12 protein-coding genes are annotated in these 14,307 nt (G+C 49.2%); 7 read left to right on the top strand and 5 right to left on the bottom strand.

From position 1 onward, the window contains the following. Positions 1-63: 63 nt before the first annotated feature. The 5 genes from IEY24_RS15250 to IEY24_RS15230 all read right to left on the bottom strand — a co-directional run bounded on the left by IEY24_RS15250 (position 64) and on the right by IEY24_RS15230 (position 6,641). Entirely contained in the window at positions 64-1,920 is a 1,857-nt protein-coding gene (locus IEY24_RS15250) for a glycosyltransferase family 39 protein (protein WP_188933541.1), read from the bottom strand. A 59-nt stretch (positions 1,921-1,979) separates the two neighbouring features. Beyond that, positions 1,980-4,001, bottom strand: a complete 2,022-nt coding sequence (locus IEY24_RS15245; RefSeq protein ID WP_188933539.1) for an OmpA family protein — start codon at positions 3,999-4,001, stop codon at positions 1,980-1,982. Between the two features lie 69 nt (positions 4,002-4,070). After that, the gene (locus IEY24_RS15240) at positions 4,071-5,351 is read right to left on the bottom strand and encodes an apiosidase-like domain-containing protein (protein WP_188933537.1); all 1,281 of its coding nucleotides are present in this window, start codon (positions 5,349-5,351) and stop codon (positions 4,071-4,073) included. A 20-nt stretch (positions 5,352-5,371) separates the two neighbouring features. Next, on the bottom strand, positions 5,372-6,019 hold the full coding sequence (gene rpe, locus IEY24_RS15235) for a ribulose-phosphate 3-epimerase (protein ID WP_188933535.1): 648 nt from the start codon (positions 6,017-6,019) through the stop codon (positions 5,372-5,374). Positions 6,020-6,116: 97 nt separating this feature from the next. Then, positions 6,117-6,641 carry a Uma2 family endonuclease gene (locus IEY24_RS15230; RefSeq protein ID WP_188933533.1) on the bottom strand — a complete coding sequence of 175 codons (525 nt, stop codon included), beginning with the start codon at positions 6,639-6,641 and terminating at the stop codon, positions 6,117-6,119. Between the two features lie 179 nt (positions 6,642-6,820). Between IEY24_RS15230 and ligA the strand changes: the two genes are divergently transcribed. From ligA to pepT, 7 genes are all read left to right on the top strand, one after another. Further along, a complete protein-coding gene (ligA, locus tag IEY24_RS15225; protein WP_188933531.1) occupies positions 6,821-8,908 on the top strand; it encodes an NAD-dependent DNA ligase LigA in 2,088 nt (695 codons plus the stop codon). Positions 8,909-8,973: 65 nt separating this feature from the next. Beyond that, positions 8,974-9,864: a 4-hydroxy-tetrahydrodipicolinate synthase gene (gene dapA, locus IEY24_RS15220; RefSeq protein ID WP_188933529.1), complete on the top strand. Its 891-nt coding sequence runs from the start codon at positions 8,974-8,976 to the stop codon at positions 9,862-9,864. Between the two features lie 132 nt (positions 9,865-9,996). Further along, complete coding sequence (locus IEY24_RS15215; RefSeq protein ID WP_188933527.1) at positions 9,997-11,055, top strand: aminotransferase class V-fold PLP-dependent enzyme; 1,059 nt, start codon at positions 9,997-9,999, stop codon at positions 11,053-11,055. Between the two features lie 74 nt (positions 11,056-11,129). Next, a complete protein-coding gene (locus tag IEY24_RS15210) occupies positions 11,130-11,843 on the top strand; it encodes an NUDIX hydrolase (RefSeq protein ID WP_188933524.1) in 714 nt (237 codons plus the stop codon). 95 nt (positions 11,844-11,938) lie between these two features. Continuing rightward, positions 11,939-12,508 carry a MarC family protein gene (locus tag IEY24_RS15205; protein ID WP_188933522.1) on the top strand — a complete coding sequence of 190 codons (570 nt, stop codon included), beginning with the start codon at positions 11,939-11,941 and terminating at the stop codon, positions 12,506-12,508. Positions 12,509-12,561: 53 nt separating this feature from the next. After that, complete coding sequence (locus IEY24_RS15200; RefSeq protein ID WP_090157231.1) at positions 12,562-13,026, top strand: pyrophosphohydrolase domain-containing protein; 465 nt, start codon at positions 12,562-12,564, stop codon at positions 13,024-13,026. A gap of 30 nt (positions 13,027-13,056) precedes the next feature. After that, complete coding sequence (gene pepT / locus IEY24_RS15195; RefSeq protein WP_188933520.1) at positions 13,057-14,289, top strand: peptidase T; 1,233 nt, start codon at positions 13,057-13,059, stop codon at positions 14,287-14,289. The last annotated feature ends 18 nt before the right edge of the window (positions 14,290-14,307 follow it).

Genomic DNA, 14,307 nt, shown 5'->3' with positions numbered 1-14,307 from the left:
CCGGTTTTAAGTCCGCAATATACGAAATCTTATTGGACGGCTCTGTCAAAACAACCTTGCCGCTTACTCAAAACCGTAACGTTTGCCGGTCAATTTCATGATTTCGACAGGCTCCGTCCGGCCTTTTTTTCTGATCCAGATCCGCTCGTTCTGAGTGGTATCCATAGCCTGGACATACTGCGCGTCTTTCGGGAAATAGAGGTTGGTAATCTGCGCATCGTGGATCGAGTAGGGGAGGAATGTCCTATCCATTTCCGAAGTGATCTCGTAGCGAGGGGATGGGTAGTAAACCGTGTCGCCGGGTTGATAAGTCGCTTCGATCTTCTTCGCTGCCTCTATGTAAGGGTTCGGCACGCGCGGTACGGCGAAGTATCCGTATTTCGGCGAGCGGTCTTCATAGAATTCTTTTAACCTCAATCCTACAAAATAAAGCTGAGCTGCCAGGAACACGAAAATAAGTACCCTGAACTCCGCCTGCAAAGTGGTGTAGAATTGCAGCAAAAGGCTCAGCAGAATGATCACATAAGGAAATGAAAACCCTGAATAGCGCTGCGTAATGCCGTAAGTATGCCCATTTTTGAATGACATCAGGATCAGGAACAATGTCGGTACGAGCGCCATCATATACAGCAGCCAGAGCCGGCTCCGCTGCTCACGGCTTGCATTTTTATATAGGTCAGGAATGAAGGACAAAGCAAACAGGCTGACGCTTAAAATGCTGAACTGGAGTTTGTGATTAGTAAAAAAGAAAGAAACCAAAATGATCAGCAAATACGGGAAACGTGGTGTCAGCCAGGCTGGCGTATTGATTTTGTCCTTAAAACGGTACCAGCATATCAGTATCAATGCCGCCACCAGCGCAATCGCCACATTCTTTTTACCTCCCAGTGCATCGGTAAGGCCATTGGTGAAAATGACGAGGTCGGTAAAAACAGGCAGCGATTTGTTGAAGACGTTAATAGGCGTTGCCGGAGGGATGTTGCCGAACGTCTGTTCGCCCGTTTCGGCCATTCGCCGGTACAAATCGGCCTGATGTTGCAACGATGACAATGTGTAAACACCGCCTCCGAACATCAGCCACCAGGTAACCCCCGAAAGCGTGAATACCGCCGCGATGGCCATTCGAACCCAGCCTTTGAAGGTTCTCAGGAAGAACAATGCATAAACCGCATGCGCCAGCAGCACCGAAATTACCAGAAAGTGGCTGAGAAGCCCAAGCCCGGCGGAGCATACATAACCGATGTATAACCAGAGCGTATTCCGTTTACTGGCTTTATTTTCAATGATTTGTAAAAAGAAATAAGTCGCGGCCAACGTCAGGAAAAAGGTGAGCGAATAGTTGCGTGCCTGGTGGCTGTAAGCGATAAAAAAGGGTTCAATGGCTGTGATGCCGGCTGCTATCAATGCGGTATTAATGCCAAAGAACCTCCTTGCGAAGGCATACGTCAATGCAATGATCAACACGCTGAAAATGACCGAAAAGAAGCGTATCGAGAAATCGGAAAAGCCAAAAATATCGATCCACGGATGGAGGAGCGAGTAATAGAAGGGACTGTTTCCAATGTCGCTGCGCGTCATCGCCTCGTAATAGTCCGGAATCGATTTCGGGGCCCAGAATTCGGCAGGCGTGAATGTTTTGGGATGAAAAACTTCGTTAGCGGTAAATGAACGGAGTACGCCTTTCGGAGGAGTTTCCGGCGTCGTCCAGAAACGGGAATCGACCAGTTCGCGCGTCGCAAATGCCTCTTTCTGATTGGCTCCTTCCAATACAATGCCCTGGCTGACGAGCAACGTGCTCACTTCATCAAAGAAAATACTGTAACGATCGAGATGGTAGAGCCTTAAAGCAAGACCAGCAAGCAGAATGAGGGATAGTATAAGCCTTGACCGCAGGGTTTCCTTGGTTTGGTTGAGAGACATTAGTGCGTTCGCTGATGGACGCCGCGAAAATAAGGAAATTTCCCGTTATAGGATATTTTTTAGATTTTAAGAATTGTAAACTCTACTCTGCGGTTTTTCTGGCGTGTCTGTTCCGTGAGGTTGCTGGCGATGGGGCGCGCCGGGCCCCAGGCCTTGGTTTGAATGCGCTTGCCGTCGATTCCTTTGGATAACAGGTATTTTTTTACCTGTTCCACACGGTCCGCCGAGAGTTTGACATTCTTTTGTACTTCACCCTGGTTGTCGGTATGGCCTTCCAGCAATATTTCCATCGTTGGATAGGTCTTCATCGTCTCCGCGATCTTGTCGAGCTCGGCAAATGACGACGGGATCACTTCCGCGCTGCTTTGGGAAAACATCGTATTGCTAAGCCTGATCTGCTGCCCTGCCTTAATGGGTTGCAGGTAGATATTCTTCCGGATGGTGCGGAAACTGGTTTCTGCGCTCAGGTCCATATCTTCCGCAACCGGGAAATGGCCCTCACCGGAAGCCGTAATGCGGTATATCTCCTTCAATGGAAGTATCAGCCGGTATTCGCCTGTTTCCGGGTCGAAACTAGCGGTTGCGAAGGAGGTATTGGTGCTTTTAATGTCGGCGACAATGTCCGATTTTACCGGCTTGTTCGTCTCTGCTTCCAGAATGCTTCCGCTTACGACCGCCACCGGATCCGGCTTGATCTCGGGCGTCATGCGGATGCGGAAAATATCTTCCTGTCCTAAAACCTTGTCACTTGCGCTGAAATAGGCATAATCTCCGGTTGCCGGGATGTTGATAAATGCATCCCAAAGTGGTGAGTTCACCGCCGGGCCAAGGTTTTCGGGTGTAGACCAGTTCAGCCAGGTGTCATCGAGGCGGCGGGTGAGGAAGAGGTCGCCTTCTCCGTAACCTGCGTGGCCTTGCGAAGAGAAATACAAGGTTTTGTTGTCCAATGCGAGAAAAGGCGTTCCTTCGGTGTCGGCGGTGTTGATCACGCCGCCCAGGTTTCGCGGTTCGGACCATGTATTGTCTTTTTGTAAAAATGATATATAAAGGTCTTTACCACCCTCCGAATCAAGTCCTTCCACAGACATGATGAGCACGTTTTCGAATGGAGATACTGTGATTTCCAGGGTTTTCGCCGTCTTTATCAGGTTGGTGATCCGCGATGTACGCGGGAATCCCCAGCCTGATTTGGTTTTAAAGGAACGTGAAAATCCGAAATACAAACTGCCGTCGGGCCGGTACTCATTGATCAGGTAAATCGTTTTTCCGTCGGCCGAAATACTGGTAATCGCATTATCTCCCGCATTGTTGATAGGTGGGCCTATATTGGTCGCATCCGCCCATTGCCCCTGATCGTTGAGCGTCGAATACCAGACGTCCTGACGGGCTGGTGAGCCGATATTGCCTTCGAAATTATTCCTCGTAAAATAGAGCGTTTTTCCATCCGGCGCGATAATGGGCGCCACTTCCTGACCTTTGGAGTTGATCGCCTTACCCATATTCTCCTTTTGCGCTTTGAGCTGAGACGCGACAAAATTGATTTTTGCCTCTACTGGTGTCGCATCAGGGGAAATACCGATCGCGTCGATCTGGTTGAAACCCGAAACTTTGCCCGGTTGCAGGACTACTTTCACCGCATTAGCCTGGATGTTCTGTTTGGGGAAAATATGGAGCATCCGGCCTCTTACAGTCTGCTGGGCAGCTGGTGTTTCAGAAACCAGGTATTCTTTGCCGGCGGGATCGTATGCATATACCCGCACAACAGCGCCGGGGTTGAAGTTCTCAGCAATCGCAATCTGTTTTAATGGAATGGTTTTGTCAAAACCAACTTTGATCCATTCCTCGTTACGCCCGTCGGCGTCGGCTGGCGACCAGGCGCAGGGGCTGTCGTCAAAATCCGGCAGCTTGCTGGGAACGCCGAGGATCTGTTTGGAGCGGTAGGCGTGGCCTATTTGCGACGGGCGGTATTCGGAAGAATAGCCCAGCACCTTGTTTGCCCATAACACCTCCTGGCAGTACGCGGATAGCGGCATTGCTGCCAGTAATATGCCAAAAAGGGTGTTTGTAAATGTCAAGCGCATGGGGTCGTCAGATACCGGCCGGGGTTTTCAATATCTGGTAATATATTAATAATACAAAAAAATGTCAATCTACTGCTTGGCGCCGATGAGGAGTATCCAGTCCCATTCAGGCTGAGAGTCGGGTGGCTGAACGATCGCTTCTTCTTCAATTTTCAGATCCTTTCCGTTCCACCTTTTGCCGGTGCGCGGGCTGTACCAAACCGCACCGAACAGGCTTCCTTCCAAATGTTTGAGGTTCAGGCGCACTGGTCGCGAGGTAGGAATGTAAAGCATGGCCATCTTTTTATTCGAAAGCGAAACAATGCCTATCTCGGCCCTGTCGAGTGAGTCTGTGAGGAGGTCGGGCGTATCCGGCTGCATATATTCCCACGGAATGCCTTTGAGGATTTTTACCATCTGGTGAATGTATTCGGCACCGTCTTTGGTAATGTTGACTTTCCAGGTTGGATTAAAGTTCTTGATCGTGCTCATGTGACAGAAACCGGCCGCCGAGCTTAGAACGGATTGATAGGCCTGGTTGCGGATGAGCGTCGACTGGTCGGTGATTTCCTTTGGGAACTCCGAATTGGCGATCAGGAACGGCCTTAATGCCGCTTCCGCCGAGTTTTTCTGCCAGTTAGCCAATGCGGCATATTCGGCGGGGGTTACCGTGGAGTCGGGAATAATGAATTTAAGCTCCGAGTGATTGGGTGAATTGTCGTTCACGCTCGTGGGTGAGCAGGTATTGAGCGAGGCCACGATCTGTCCGTCGGATTCCGCCCGGATACCTTCGGAAATGGCTTTAAATTGAGAGGCACTCTGGTACTCTTCTTCGCTGATGATCCAGATGATATTGGAATATTTCGAAAAATGCTTTCCTACATAAGTCCCGTAACTTTTCCACGCTTCTTCTTTTTGGGTATCAAAAACCGTGTTCCAGCTCTGCCGCGACACCACAATGCCGACCACCAGATTACGTTCCCTGGCCGCTATAACGATCTTTTCAAGGTAATCGAAATAGGGCTTATTAGGCTTTAAAAGATCATTATTGTCAAGAAACGGCGCTACCTTATTGAAATTCCGCTGATTGGGCAGTGCGGGAAGTAAATGCACCAGGAAGGTGTTGAACGACTGCGATTTGCGGATGTCCATATACTGAACCGCTTCGGTATAGCTCAGTTTCCGAAGCATTTGCCAGGCTACATCGGCCACCATCAGGAACGACGTACCGTTGTTGTCGGTAATATGCCTGCCATTTGGACTGATTTTCAACGGAAATTTTGCAGAGGCCTGATCTTCTTTTTGAAATGCAAACGCTGTCAGAAGTATGCAGGCCAGCAAAATGAGAGCCAGTGATTTTGAAATTTTCATGGGTGTCAGCTAAATGAATGCTAGCTATTTCCCAGCTCGGTGATCGTTTGTACGGGGTCGGGCGAGGTGAAAACGAAGCTGCCTGCCACGAGGATGTCCACGCCTTCGCGCACAAGCCGGGGCGCGTTGTTGAGGTTAACGCCGCCGTCTACCTCTATCTTGAAGTTGTAGCCGAATTTTTTACGGTAGGCGTCCAGCGCTGCGATTTTCCGGTAGCTGTTTTCAATGAACTTCTGGCCGCCAAAACCGGGGTTCACAGACATGATCAGGATCAGCGAAACATCGCCCATAATCTCACTCAAAACTTCCACCGGTGTATGTGGATTGAGCGCGACACCCGGTTCTGCACCGAGTTCTTTGATGTGCTGGATCGTGCGGTGCAAATGCGGACAAGCCTCATAATGTACCGTGAGCACCGATGCCCCCGCATTACGGAATGCTTCGAGGTAGCGGTCGGGCTGCTCAATCATCAAATGTACGTCCAGCGGCTTTTGGGCATGTTTATGAATGGCCTCGCAGACGGGAAGTCCGAACGAAATATTGGGGACGAACATGCCGTCCATAATGTCGACGTGAATATAACCTGCGGAACTGCTGTTGATCATTTCGACGTCGCGTTGCAGGTTTGCAAAATCCGCGGCCAGTATAGAAGGGGCAATTTCAGCCATGAAATCAGAAGCTAGTAATGATTAATGAGGCCGAAATTAGTGAATTTATGGGGAAGGCGGGTAATTCAAAGGTTTTGCATTGCTAACCGCCTGTTAATCATTTGATAATAGCATTGACAGGGAATGATAACCCTTCCAGAACCTTCGAATGCACACTGTCCTGCCTCAAAAACGTGCCGTACAGCTCATATTGGCGATCGACAAGGGTATAAACCTCAATGCAAACCTGCTCGGGAAACACAATCCAGCATTCAAGAACGCCGTAGCGTTCATAAATATCCTTTTTGATAACGGTATCCATCTTCTTCGAACCGGGAGAGACGATTTCAATAACGAGGTCGGGCACGCCGCGTACCCAATCCTGTAAAATCTCCTGGTTTTGTTTGGATACAAAGAGGATATCTGGTTGCAGATGATTGAAGTCTTGCTCGAAAATAACATCGAATGGAGCATGGAATAGTTCACCCAAATCAAATTTCGCCAGATGATTCAGTAAGAGCCATTCCAATCTCATGGAGGCTCTTTGATGGAGCAATCTAGGGCTAGGCGACATGATTTCCTCCCCGTTGATAATCTGCGTCAGATCCGGATTGTAGTAAATGGTCGGTTCCAGGGGTTTCATAAGCTTTGCCGTTTTGAACGAAAATACAAAAAATGTGTGACCTACTGAGCATGTGATGGATAGGTGAATGTCCCATTGATACGCATGAACCCGCAATTGGTAACACATCGGTTATCGAATGCTCAGAATTTGGAATAAATCTTAAATTTGGGCCGAATCATCAAGCCGCCGTGACCATTATGAATCCCGAACAGAGAATCCAGGAGCTTTCCGAAAAGCTGCATTACTATAATGACCGCTATTACCAGGAGAGCGTGTCTGAAATATCCGATTATGAATTTGACCAGTTGCTCAAAGAGCTGCAAGCCCTGGAAAATCAGTATCCGGAATTCAAACAGGACGATTCGCCCACGCAACGGGTTGGCGGGACGGTAACCAAGGCGTTCAATGCGGTGTACCACCGGTACCCAATGCTGTCGCTTGACAATACTTATAACGAGGAGGAGCTCCGCAGTTTCGACGACCGCGTACGCCGGGGATTGGATGGCGAGGCTTACGAATATATATGTGAGCTGAAATTCGATGGGATTTCCCTCAGTTTCACCTACGAAAACGGCGTCCTCGTGCGCGGCGTGACGCGCGGCGACGGTACGCGCGGGGACGAGATCACCAATAATGTCAAAACGATCCGCTCGCTGCCACTACGCGTGAAGGCCGACAACCTGCCGCCATTGTTCGAAATTCGCGGGGAGGGTTTCATGCCGACTTCTTCATTTCAAAAACTGAATGAGGAAATGGATACATTAGGAGAAAACCAGTATGCCAATCCCCGCAATGCGGCTTCCGGCTCGTTTAAATTGCAGGATTCTGCCGAAACGGCGCGTCGCGGCCTCGATTGTTACCTCTATTACTTTTTGTCGGATGATGATTATTTCAAAAGTCACGAGGAAAGCCTGCTAGGCATCAAATCATGGGGTTTCAATGTCTCGCCGGGCTGGAAGAAAGTCTCTAATATCGACGAGGTCATCGAGTACATTCATGAATGGGAGGAGAAGCGGATGCATTTGCCGCTCGCTACGGATGGCATTGTGATTAAGGTAAACTCATTTGCTCAGCAAAAAGAACTTGGTTTTACGGCTAAAAGTCCACGTTGGGCGATTTCCTATAAATATAAGGCCGAAAACAAACCTGCCGTGCTGCGGATGGTAACCTACCAGGTAGGCCGGACGGGTGCTGTGACGCCTGTCGCAAACCTGTGCGACCTCTCCGAGCGCGCATTGCCTTACAACCAGGTGAAAGGTGTGCATTTGTCGGGTACGCGGGTGAAGCGGGCGACTTTGCATAATGCGAACGAGCTGGAAAGGCTTGGTATCCGCATTGGGGATACGGTTTTTGTGGAAAAAAGCGGGGAGATTATCCCGAAGATTACGGGCGTAGACGTTTCGCAACGCGAAAAGTACGAAACCGAGGAGATCGTTTTCCCGACGCATTGCCCGGAATGTGATTCGGAATTGCAGCGCAACGAAGGAGAAGTGGCATTTTTCTGCCCGAACGACAGCCATTGCCCGCCGCAATTGAAAGGGCGCATCGAACATTTCATTCACCGAAAGGCGATGAATATCGAAAGTTTGGGTGAAGGCAAAATAGAGCTCCTATTTGATCTGGATCTCGTGCGCACGCCCGCGGACCTGTACGATCTCAATTACGACAAGCTGCTGGGCCTGGAAAAGAACCTGGTCAACGAAGAAACCGGAAAGGTCAAAAAGATCAGTTTCCGTGAGAAAACGGTCGACAATATCCTCAAAGGCATCGATTTGTCGCGAACGGTTCCATTTAAAAATGTGCTTTTTGCATTGGGCATTCGCTTCGTAGGCCAGACTGTGGCCGAAAAGCTGGCCGCCTATTTTAAATCCATGCGGGCATTGCGGGCCGCTTCCTATGATCAGCTCGTTGCAGTACCTGAAATCGGCGGCCGCATTGCGTTGAGCATCGAATCGTTTTTCAGTGTGCCGGAAAATCAGCTGCTCGTTGAGCGATTGGAGCAAGCCGGGTTGCAAATGGAAGGCGACGAAAAACCGGTGGAAATTGAAAGCGACCTGCTGGATGGCAAGACGTTTGTGATTTCGGGTGTTTTCGAAAATTTCGAGCGGGACGAGCTGAAAGAGAAGATCGAAGCGAATGGCGGAAAAGTGCTTAGCGGGGTATCCGGAAAGCTCAACTATTTGCTCGCAGGAGCGAATATGGGGCCTTCCAAGCTCGAAAAAGCGCGGAAACTGGGCGTAACCATCCTCTCCGAGGAAGAATTTTTAGCAATGATTGGAAATTAAGTAAAGAAAATAGCCCCGGAAGGCTAACTTTGTGTTTTAAAATCTAACAATTATATAAGTAAATAATGCCATTGGACCAACGTTTCAAAGGGGTAGGGGCCGCGCTGATCACACCTTTTGATGAACAGAATGAGATTGATTATCCGGGTCTGAAAAGACTGATCGACCTGGTGACGGAAGGTGGTACGGACTACCTGGTAGTACAAGGAACAACTGGCGAGTCGCCGACAGTTACTTCCAAGGAAAAGCGTGATATCCTGGCATTTACAATCCAAAACAACTATAAGAAGCTCCCGATTGTGTACGGCATCGGAAGCAATGATACCCAGTCGGTATTGGATACCATTAAGGAAACCGATTTCACGGGCGTGGATGCGATCCTGTCGGTTTGTCCTTATTACAACAAACCAACCCAGGAGGGCATTATCGCACATTTTACAGCTATCGCCGACGCTTCGCCGGTGCCTGTGCTGTTGTACAATGTTCCCGGACGTACGGTAATTAATATGAAGTCGGATACCATCGTGAAGCTGGCTTCCCACCCGAATATCATCGGGATCAAAGACGCGGGCGGCAGCATCGAGCAGAGCATGGAACTCGCCTCGCGCGTGCCCGAAGACTTTTTGCTCCTGTCGGGCGACGACAACCTGGTAACCACTATGGTGAGCGTTGGCTGGCACGGCGTTATTTCGGTGATTGCCAATGCATTCCCGAAAGAATTCCACGATCTCACCTGGGCTGCGCTCGAAGGCCGTTTCAAAGAAGCTGCCAGACTGCAACTCGCATTCCTGGAATTCGATACATTGCTTTACATCGAATCGAACCCGGTAGGGATCAAAAAATGCCTGGAAATTAAAGGTATTTGCAGCTCGGATGTACGTTTGCCATTGCTGAAAGCATCGAAAGAACTGGGCGAGAAGCTGGCAAAGGCGATGGTTCGCGAAGGGTTTATGTGACAATAAAAGTCAGGAATAGTCAGGTGTAGTTATTTGGTATTCACGGCTCTATAATTATATTTTCAGGCATCACAGGTTTGGGGATTTTATTCCGGCCTGTGATGTTTTGTTTTAAACCAAAAACGAAATGCTATGATTACGTTTTACCCAGGGCCCAGCAAGGTTTATCCACAGGTCGAACAATATATTTCCGAGGCTTTTGCGAGCGGGCTGGTCAGCTCCAACCATAGAAGCAGAGGTTTTATGCAGCTGCTGGAACAGACGATCGCTGATCTGAAAGCCAAGCTGGACGTTCCGGCCGGTTATGAGGCCTATTTCGTGTCGTCGGCTACGGAATGCTGGGAGATTATCGCTCAATCGCTGCTGATTGATTCGAGCTTGCATATTTATAATGGTGCATTCGGCGAGAAATGGATGGAATATACCCATCGCATTTCGCACCGCGCCAGTGACGCTGCATTCGGGTTGAACGAAACTTTACTCATGGACCGTTCTGCCGTGTTCTCCCGTAATGAGCTGATTTGCGTGACGCATAATGAGACGTCGAACGGTACCAAAGTTCCGGAAGATTTCCTGCTGGATATTCGGAAAAAGGTCGATAACCTTATTGCGGTAGACGCCACGTCGTCGATGGCGGGTGTGGTCTTGCCATGGGAGAATGCCGATATCTGGTACGCTTCAGTGCAGAAATGTTTCGGACTGCCTGCCGGGCTGGCCGTGATGATCGTTTCGCCGAAAGCCGTCGAGCGCGCGATCCAGGTAGGCGAGCGGAAGCATTATAATAGCCTGTTGTTCATCCGCGATAACTTTTTGAAGTTTCAAACCCCTTTTACTCCCAATATCCTCGGTATTTACCTGCTCGGGAAGGTTATGCAGCAAGTGCCGCCAATCGACGAGGTGGACAAGCATACCCGCCGTCGTGCACACGACTGGTATGCGTTCCTTTTGGAAAATGGGTATGAGCTTGTGGTTGAAAATACGGCAATGCGTTCGGATACCGTCATCGCTGTCCGCGCGGAAAAGAAACGTATTGAATTCCTGAAAAATGCAGCCTATAAAGAGGGTATTACGTTGGGCAACGGCTATGGCAAGGAGAAAGATACCAGTTTCCGGATCGCTAACTTCCCGGCGATCAGCGATGAGGAAATTGCCACATTGAAGGCTTTTTTAGTGAAAATGGCCCCCAATTGACGGAATGAGTAGTAAATGGCCTTCCTTGTATTTATAACTAAAAAACAAATCCACTCACCTGCGACTTACTAGTTGTGCGATTAGATATTTTAAAGCAATACCAGGCCCAGACGAAATGTCTGGTCGCGCTGGATTCGATTATTTTTGGTTTTGATGGCGAAGAGCTGAAACTGTTGCTGGTTAAAAGGGGCATCGAAGACGAGCATCATACGTGGTCGCTGATGGGCGGTTGGGTGCAGCCCGACGAAAGCCTTGAAGGAGCATCGTCCCGCATTCTTTTTGAATTGACCAGCCTGACAGACATTTACCTGGAACAACTTCATACTTTCGGTAGCCCTCTCCGCGACCCGGTGGAGCGCACCGTGTCTGTCGCCTATTTTGCATTGATCAATGTCGAGGATTATGACCATAAGATATCCAAAAACTATGAGGCACAGTGGTTTTCAATGCAGGAGTTACCCAAACTACTTTTCGACCATGCCATGATGGTTGATATGGCGATCCAGCACCTGCGTTATAAGGCATCCCAGCACCCCATCGGCTTTGAATTATTACCCGAAAAATTCACGATTCCGCAGTTGCAGAAATTGTATGAGGCAATTTTCGGGACGGAGCTCGATAAGCGTAATTTTAGCCGTAAGTTGCTGTCAACCAATTTATTGATAAAGCTGGACGAAAAGCAGAAAGGCTATTCTAAAAAAGGGGCATTCTTTTACAAAATCGACGAGGAGAAGTATAAAAAGCAGTTTAACACATTCCTGAACTTCCTGCCGGGAAGCGCTTCCTAGCCGCCGCTAATTTCACGATCATTGGTTTTTGAGGTTGTGTAAACAGTCGGTTTTGAGCAACTTTGCGGGATCAAAACGCCCCAAAGTGTAAGCCCATGTTCAATTTCAAGGAAATCGTCTCCGTCACGCTGATCCTCTTTTCGGTGATCGATGTGCTTGGTTCATTGCCGGTTATCGTCGATTTTCGGCGGAAGCTCGGCAAGATAGAGTCCGAAAAAACGACCATCGTGGCCGGATTGATCATGGTGATCTTTTTGTTTTTGGGAGAAAGGCTACTGAGCCTTTTTGGGGTCGATATCGCTTCATTCGCCATTGCCGGGGCCATTATCCTGTTCCTGCTGGGGCTTGAAATGATCCTGGGCCGTGAAATATTCAAACACGGCAATATGGATGTGAGCGTGGCGTCCATTGTTCCGATCGCATTCCCGATGATCGCCGGCGCTGCTACCATGACTACATTGCTGTCGCTCCGGTCGACCTATCAGATCCAGAATATCCTGGTCGGCATCGTGCTGAACCTCTTTTTTATTTACCTCGTATTAAAATCATCGAACTGGTTGGAAAGGAAGCTGGGGCAGGGGGGAACGGATATTCTCCGGAAGGTTTTCGGTATTATCCTGCTGGCGATTGCTATCAAGCTTTTCAAAACCAACCTTTCGATGTAAAGTGGCGCCCCGACGCTACATTCAAGTAAGACAAATTTTAAAACCATATAACAATGCAACAACTGGATAGCCTTAATCAAGTCGCGGATTTTCATAGAACTTTCAAACACCCGATCCTGGAAACCCCGACGATCCCCTCCGAAGAAAGAAGCCGCCTGCGCGTGGCATTGCTGGCCGAGGAGTTGAAGGAGCTGGAAGTTGCGATCCTCGAAAAGGATATAGTGGAAGTGGCAGACGCGCTTTGCGACCTGCAATATGTATTGTCGGGCGCGGTGCTGGAATTCGGGCTGGGCGAGAAATTCCGGACGTTGTTCGACGAAGTGCAGCGTTCGAATATGTCGAAGGCATGCAATTCAGTAGAAGAAGCCGAAGCGACCGTCGCGCATTACCAGGCGAAGGGTACCGAATGCTATTTTAAGGAAGACAATGGCAAATACCTGGTGTACCGCACCGCCGACGATAAGACTTTGAAGAATATCAATTATTCGCCTGCCGACCTGTCGTCGATCATAGGTTAGTAGTATTCAGAAAACCTCAATCGACCCACTATGAGCTCAGTTCTTGAACGATTTCTGCGTTACGTACAAATTGATACCCAGTCAGACCCTAATTCGGAGACGTTCCCCAGCACCGCCAAACAGCGTAACCTGAGTAACTTGCTCGCCGAAGAGCTTCGTGCGCTGGGCGTAGCGGACGCACATGTGGATGACCACGGTTATGTGTACGCGACGATTCCGTCGAATTCCGACAGAAAGGACATTCCCGTGATTTGCTTCTGTTCGCACGTCGACACTTCGCCGGATGTTACGGGCGAAAACGTGAAGCCGATCGTTCACCGAAACTGGGACGGCTCGGACATTATCCTGCCGGACGATCATTCGCAGGTTTTGAGAATAGGAGAACTGCACGATCTAGATCAGCAAATCGGAAACGACATTGTTACTGCCAGCGGTAGCACATTGTTGGGTGCTGATAATAAGGCAGGTGTTGCCGAAATTATGGCCGCCGCCGAGTATTTACTTGCCAATCCGCAGATTAAGCACGGTGATATTAAAATCCTGTTCACGCCGGACGAAGAAGTAGGGAGAGGAACCGAAAATGTAGATTTGCAAAAGCTGGGTGCTGATTTCGGCTATACCGTCGATGGCGAGGCAATCGGCACATTGGAAGATGAAACGTTTTCTGCCGACGGGGTAAAAATTACCATTCACGGCGTGAGCACACACCCGGGTTATGCGATTGGCAAGCTGGAAAATGCATTGAAAATCGCTGCCGAAATACTGGCGCGGCTTCCGAAAGATACGCTTTCGCCGGAAACCACGCAGGATAAGGAAGGTTTTATCCACCCGGTGCAAATGGAAGGCATCCAGGAGAAAGCGGTTTTGAGCTTCATTATCCGCGATTTTACTGTTGCAGGCTTGCACGAGAAAGAGGCATTTCTGAAAGGTATTATGGAGGAAGTATTGAAAGCATATCCCAATTCCAGCGGCGAATTCAAGGTTCAGGAGCAGTACCGGAACATGAAGGAGGTACTGGACCAGCACCCGGAAGTCATAAAAAATGCATTAACCGCCATGGAACGTGTGGGCTTAAATCCGATCCAACGCAGTATTCGCGGCGGCACCGATGGTTCGCGGCTGTCGTACATGGGACTTCCATGCCCGAATATCTTCGCTGGCGAACACGCATTCCACTCCAAACTGGAATGGGTATCGGTGCAGGATATGGAAAAGGCGGTGGAGGTCATCGTGGAATTGGCGACCGTTTGGGAGGAAAAATAATTTTGAATGATTGAATGA

It is taken from the genome of Dyadobacter endophyticus, from assembly GCF_014641595.1.
GTDB classification, from domain to species: Bacteria; Bacteroidota; Bacteroidia; order Cytophagales; family Spirosomataceae; genus Dyadobacter; species Dyadobacter endophyticus.
Note: the sequence above shows the minus strand (reverse complement) of the source record. Positions and strands in the feature narration are given on the sequence as shown.

Bases quoted from the DNA above. Each gene is read 5' to 3' on its own strand.
- IEY24_RS15200 (WP_090157231.1), top strand. From the start codon at position 12,562: ATGCAACAACTGGATAGCCTTAATCAAGTCGCGGATTTTCATAGAACT.
- pepT (WP_188933520.1), top strand. From the start codon at position 13,057: ATGAGCTCAGTTCTTGAACGATTTCTGCGTTACGTACAAATTGATACC.
- IEY24_RS15215 (WP_188933527.1), top strand. From the start codon at position 9,997: ATGATTACGTTTTACCCAGGGCCCAGCAAGGTTTATCCACAGGTCGAA.
- IEY24_RS15240 (WP_188933537.1), bottom strand. From the start codon at position 5,351: ATGAAAATTTCAAAATCACTGGCTCTCATTTTGCTGGCCTGCATACTT.
- ligA (WP_188933531.1), top strand. From the start codon at position 6,821: ATGAATCCCGAACAGAGAATCCAGGAGCTTTCCGAAAAGCTGCATTAC.
- IEY24_RS15230 (WP_188933533.1), bottom strand. From the start codon at position 6,641: ATGAAACCCCTGGAACCGACCATTTACTACAATCCGGATCTGACGCAG.
- rpe (WP_188933535.1), bottom strand. From the start codon at position 6,019: ATGGCTGAAATTGCCCCTTCTATACTGGCCGCGGATTTTGCAAACCTG.
- IEY24_RS15250 (WP_188933541.1), bottom strand. From the start codon at position 1,920: ATGTCTCTCAACCAAACCAAGGAAACCCTGCGGTCAAGGCTTATACTA.
- IEY24_RS15245 (WP_188933539.1), bottom strand. From the start codon at position 4,001: ATGCGCTTGACATTTACAAACACCCTTTTTGGCATATTACTGGCAGCA.
- IEY24_RS15205 (WP_188933522.1), top strand. From the start codon at position 11,939: ATGTTCAATTTCAAGGAAATCGTCTCCGTCACGCTGATCCTCTTTTCG.
- dapA (WP_188933529.1), top strand. From the start codon at position 8,974: ATGCCATTGGACCAACGTTTCAAAGGGGTAGGGGCCGCGCTGATCACA.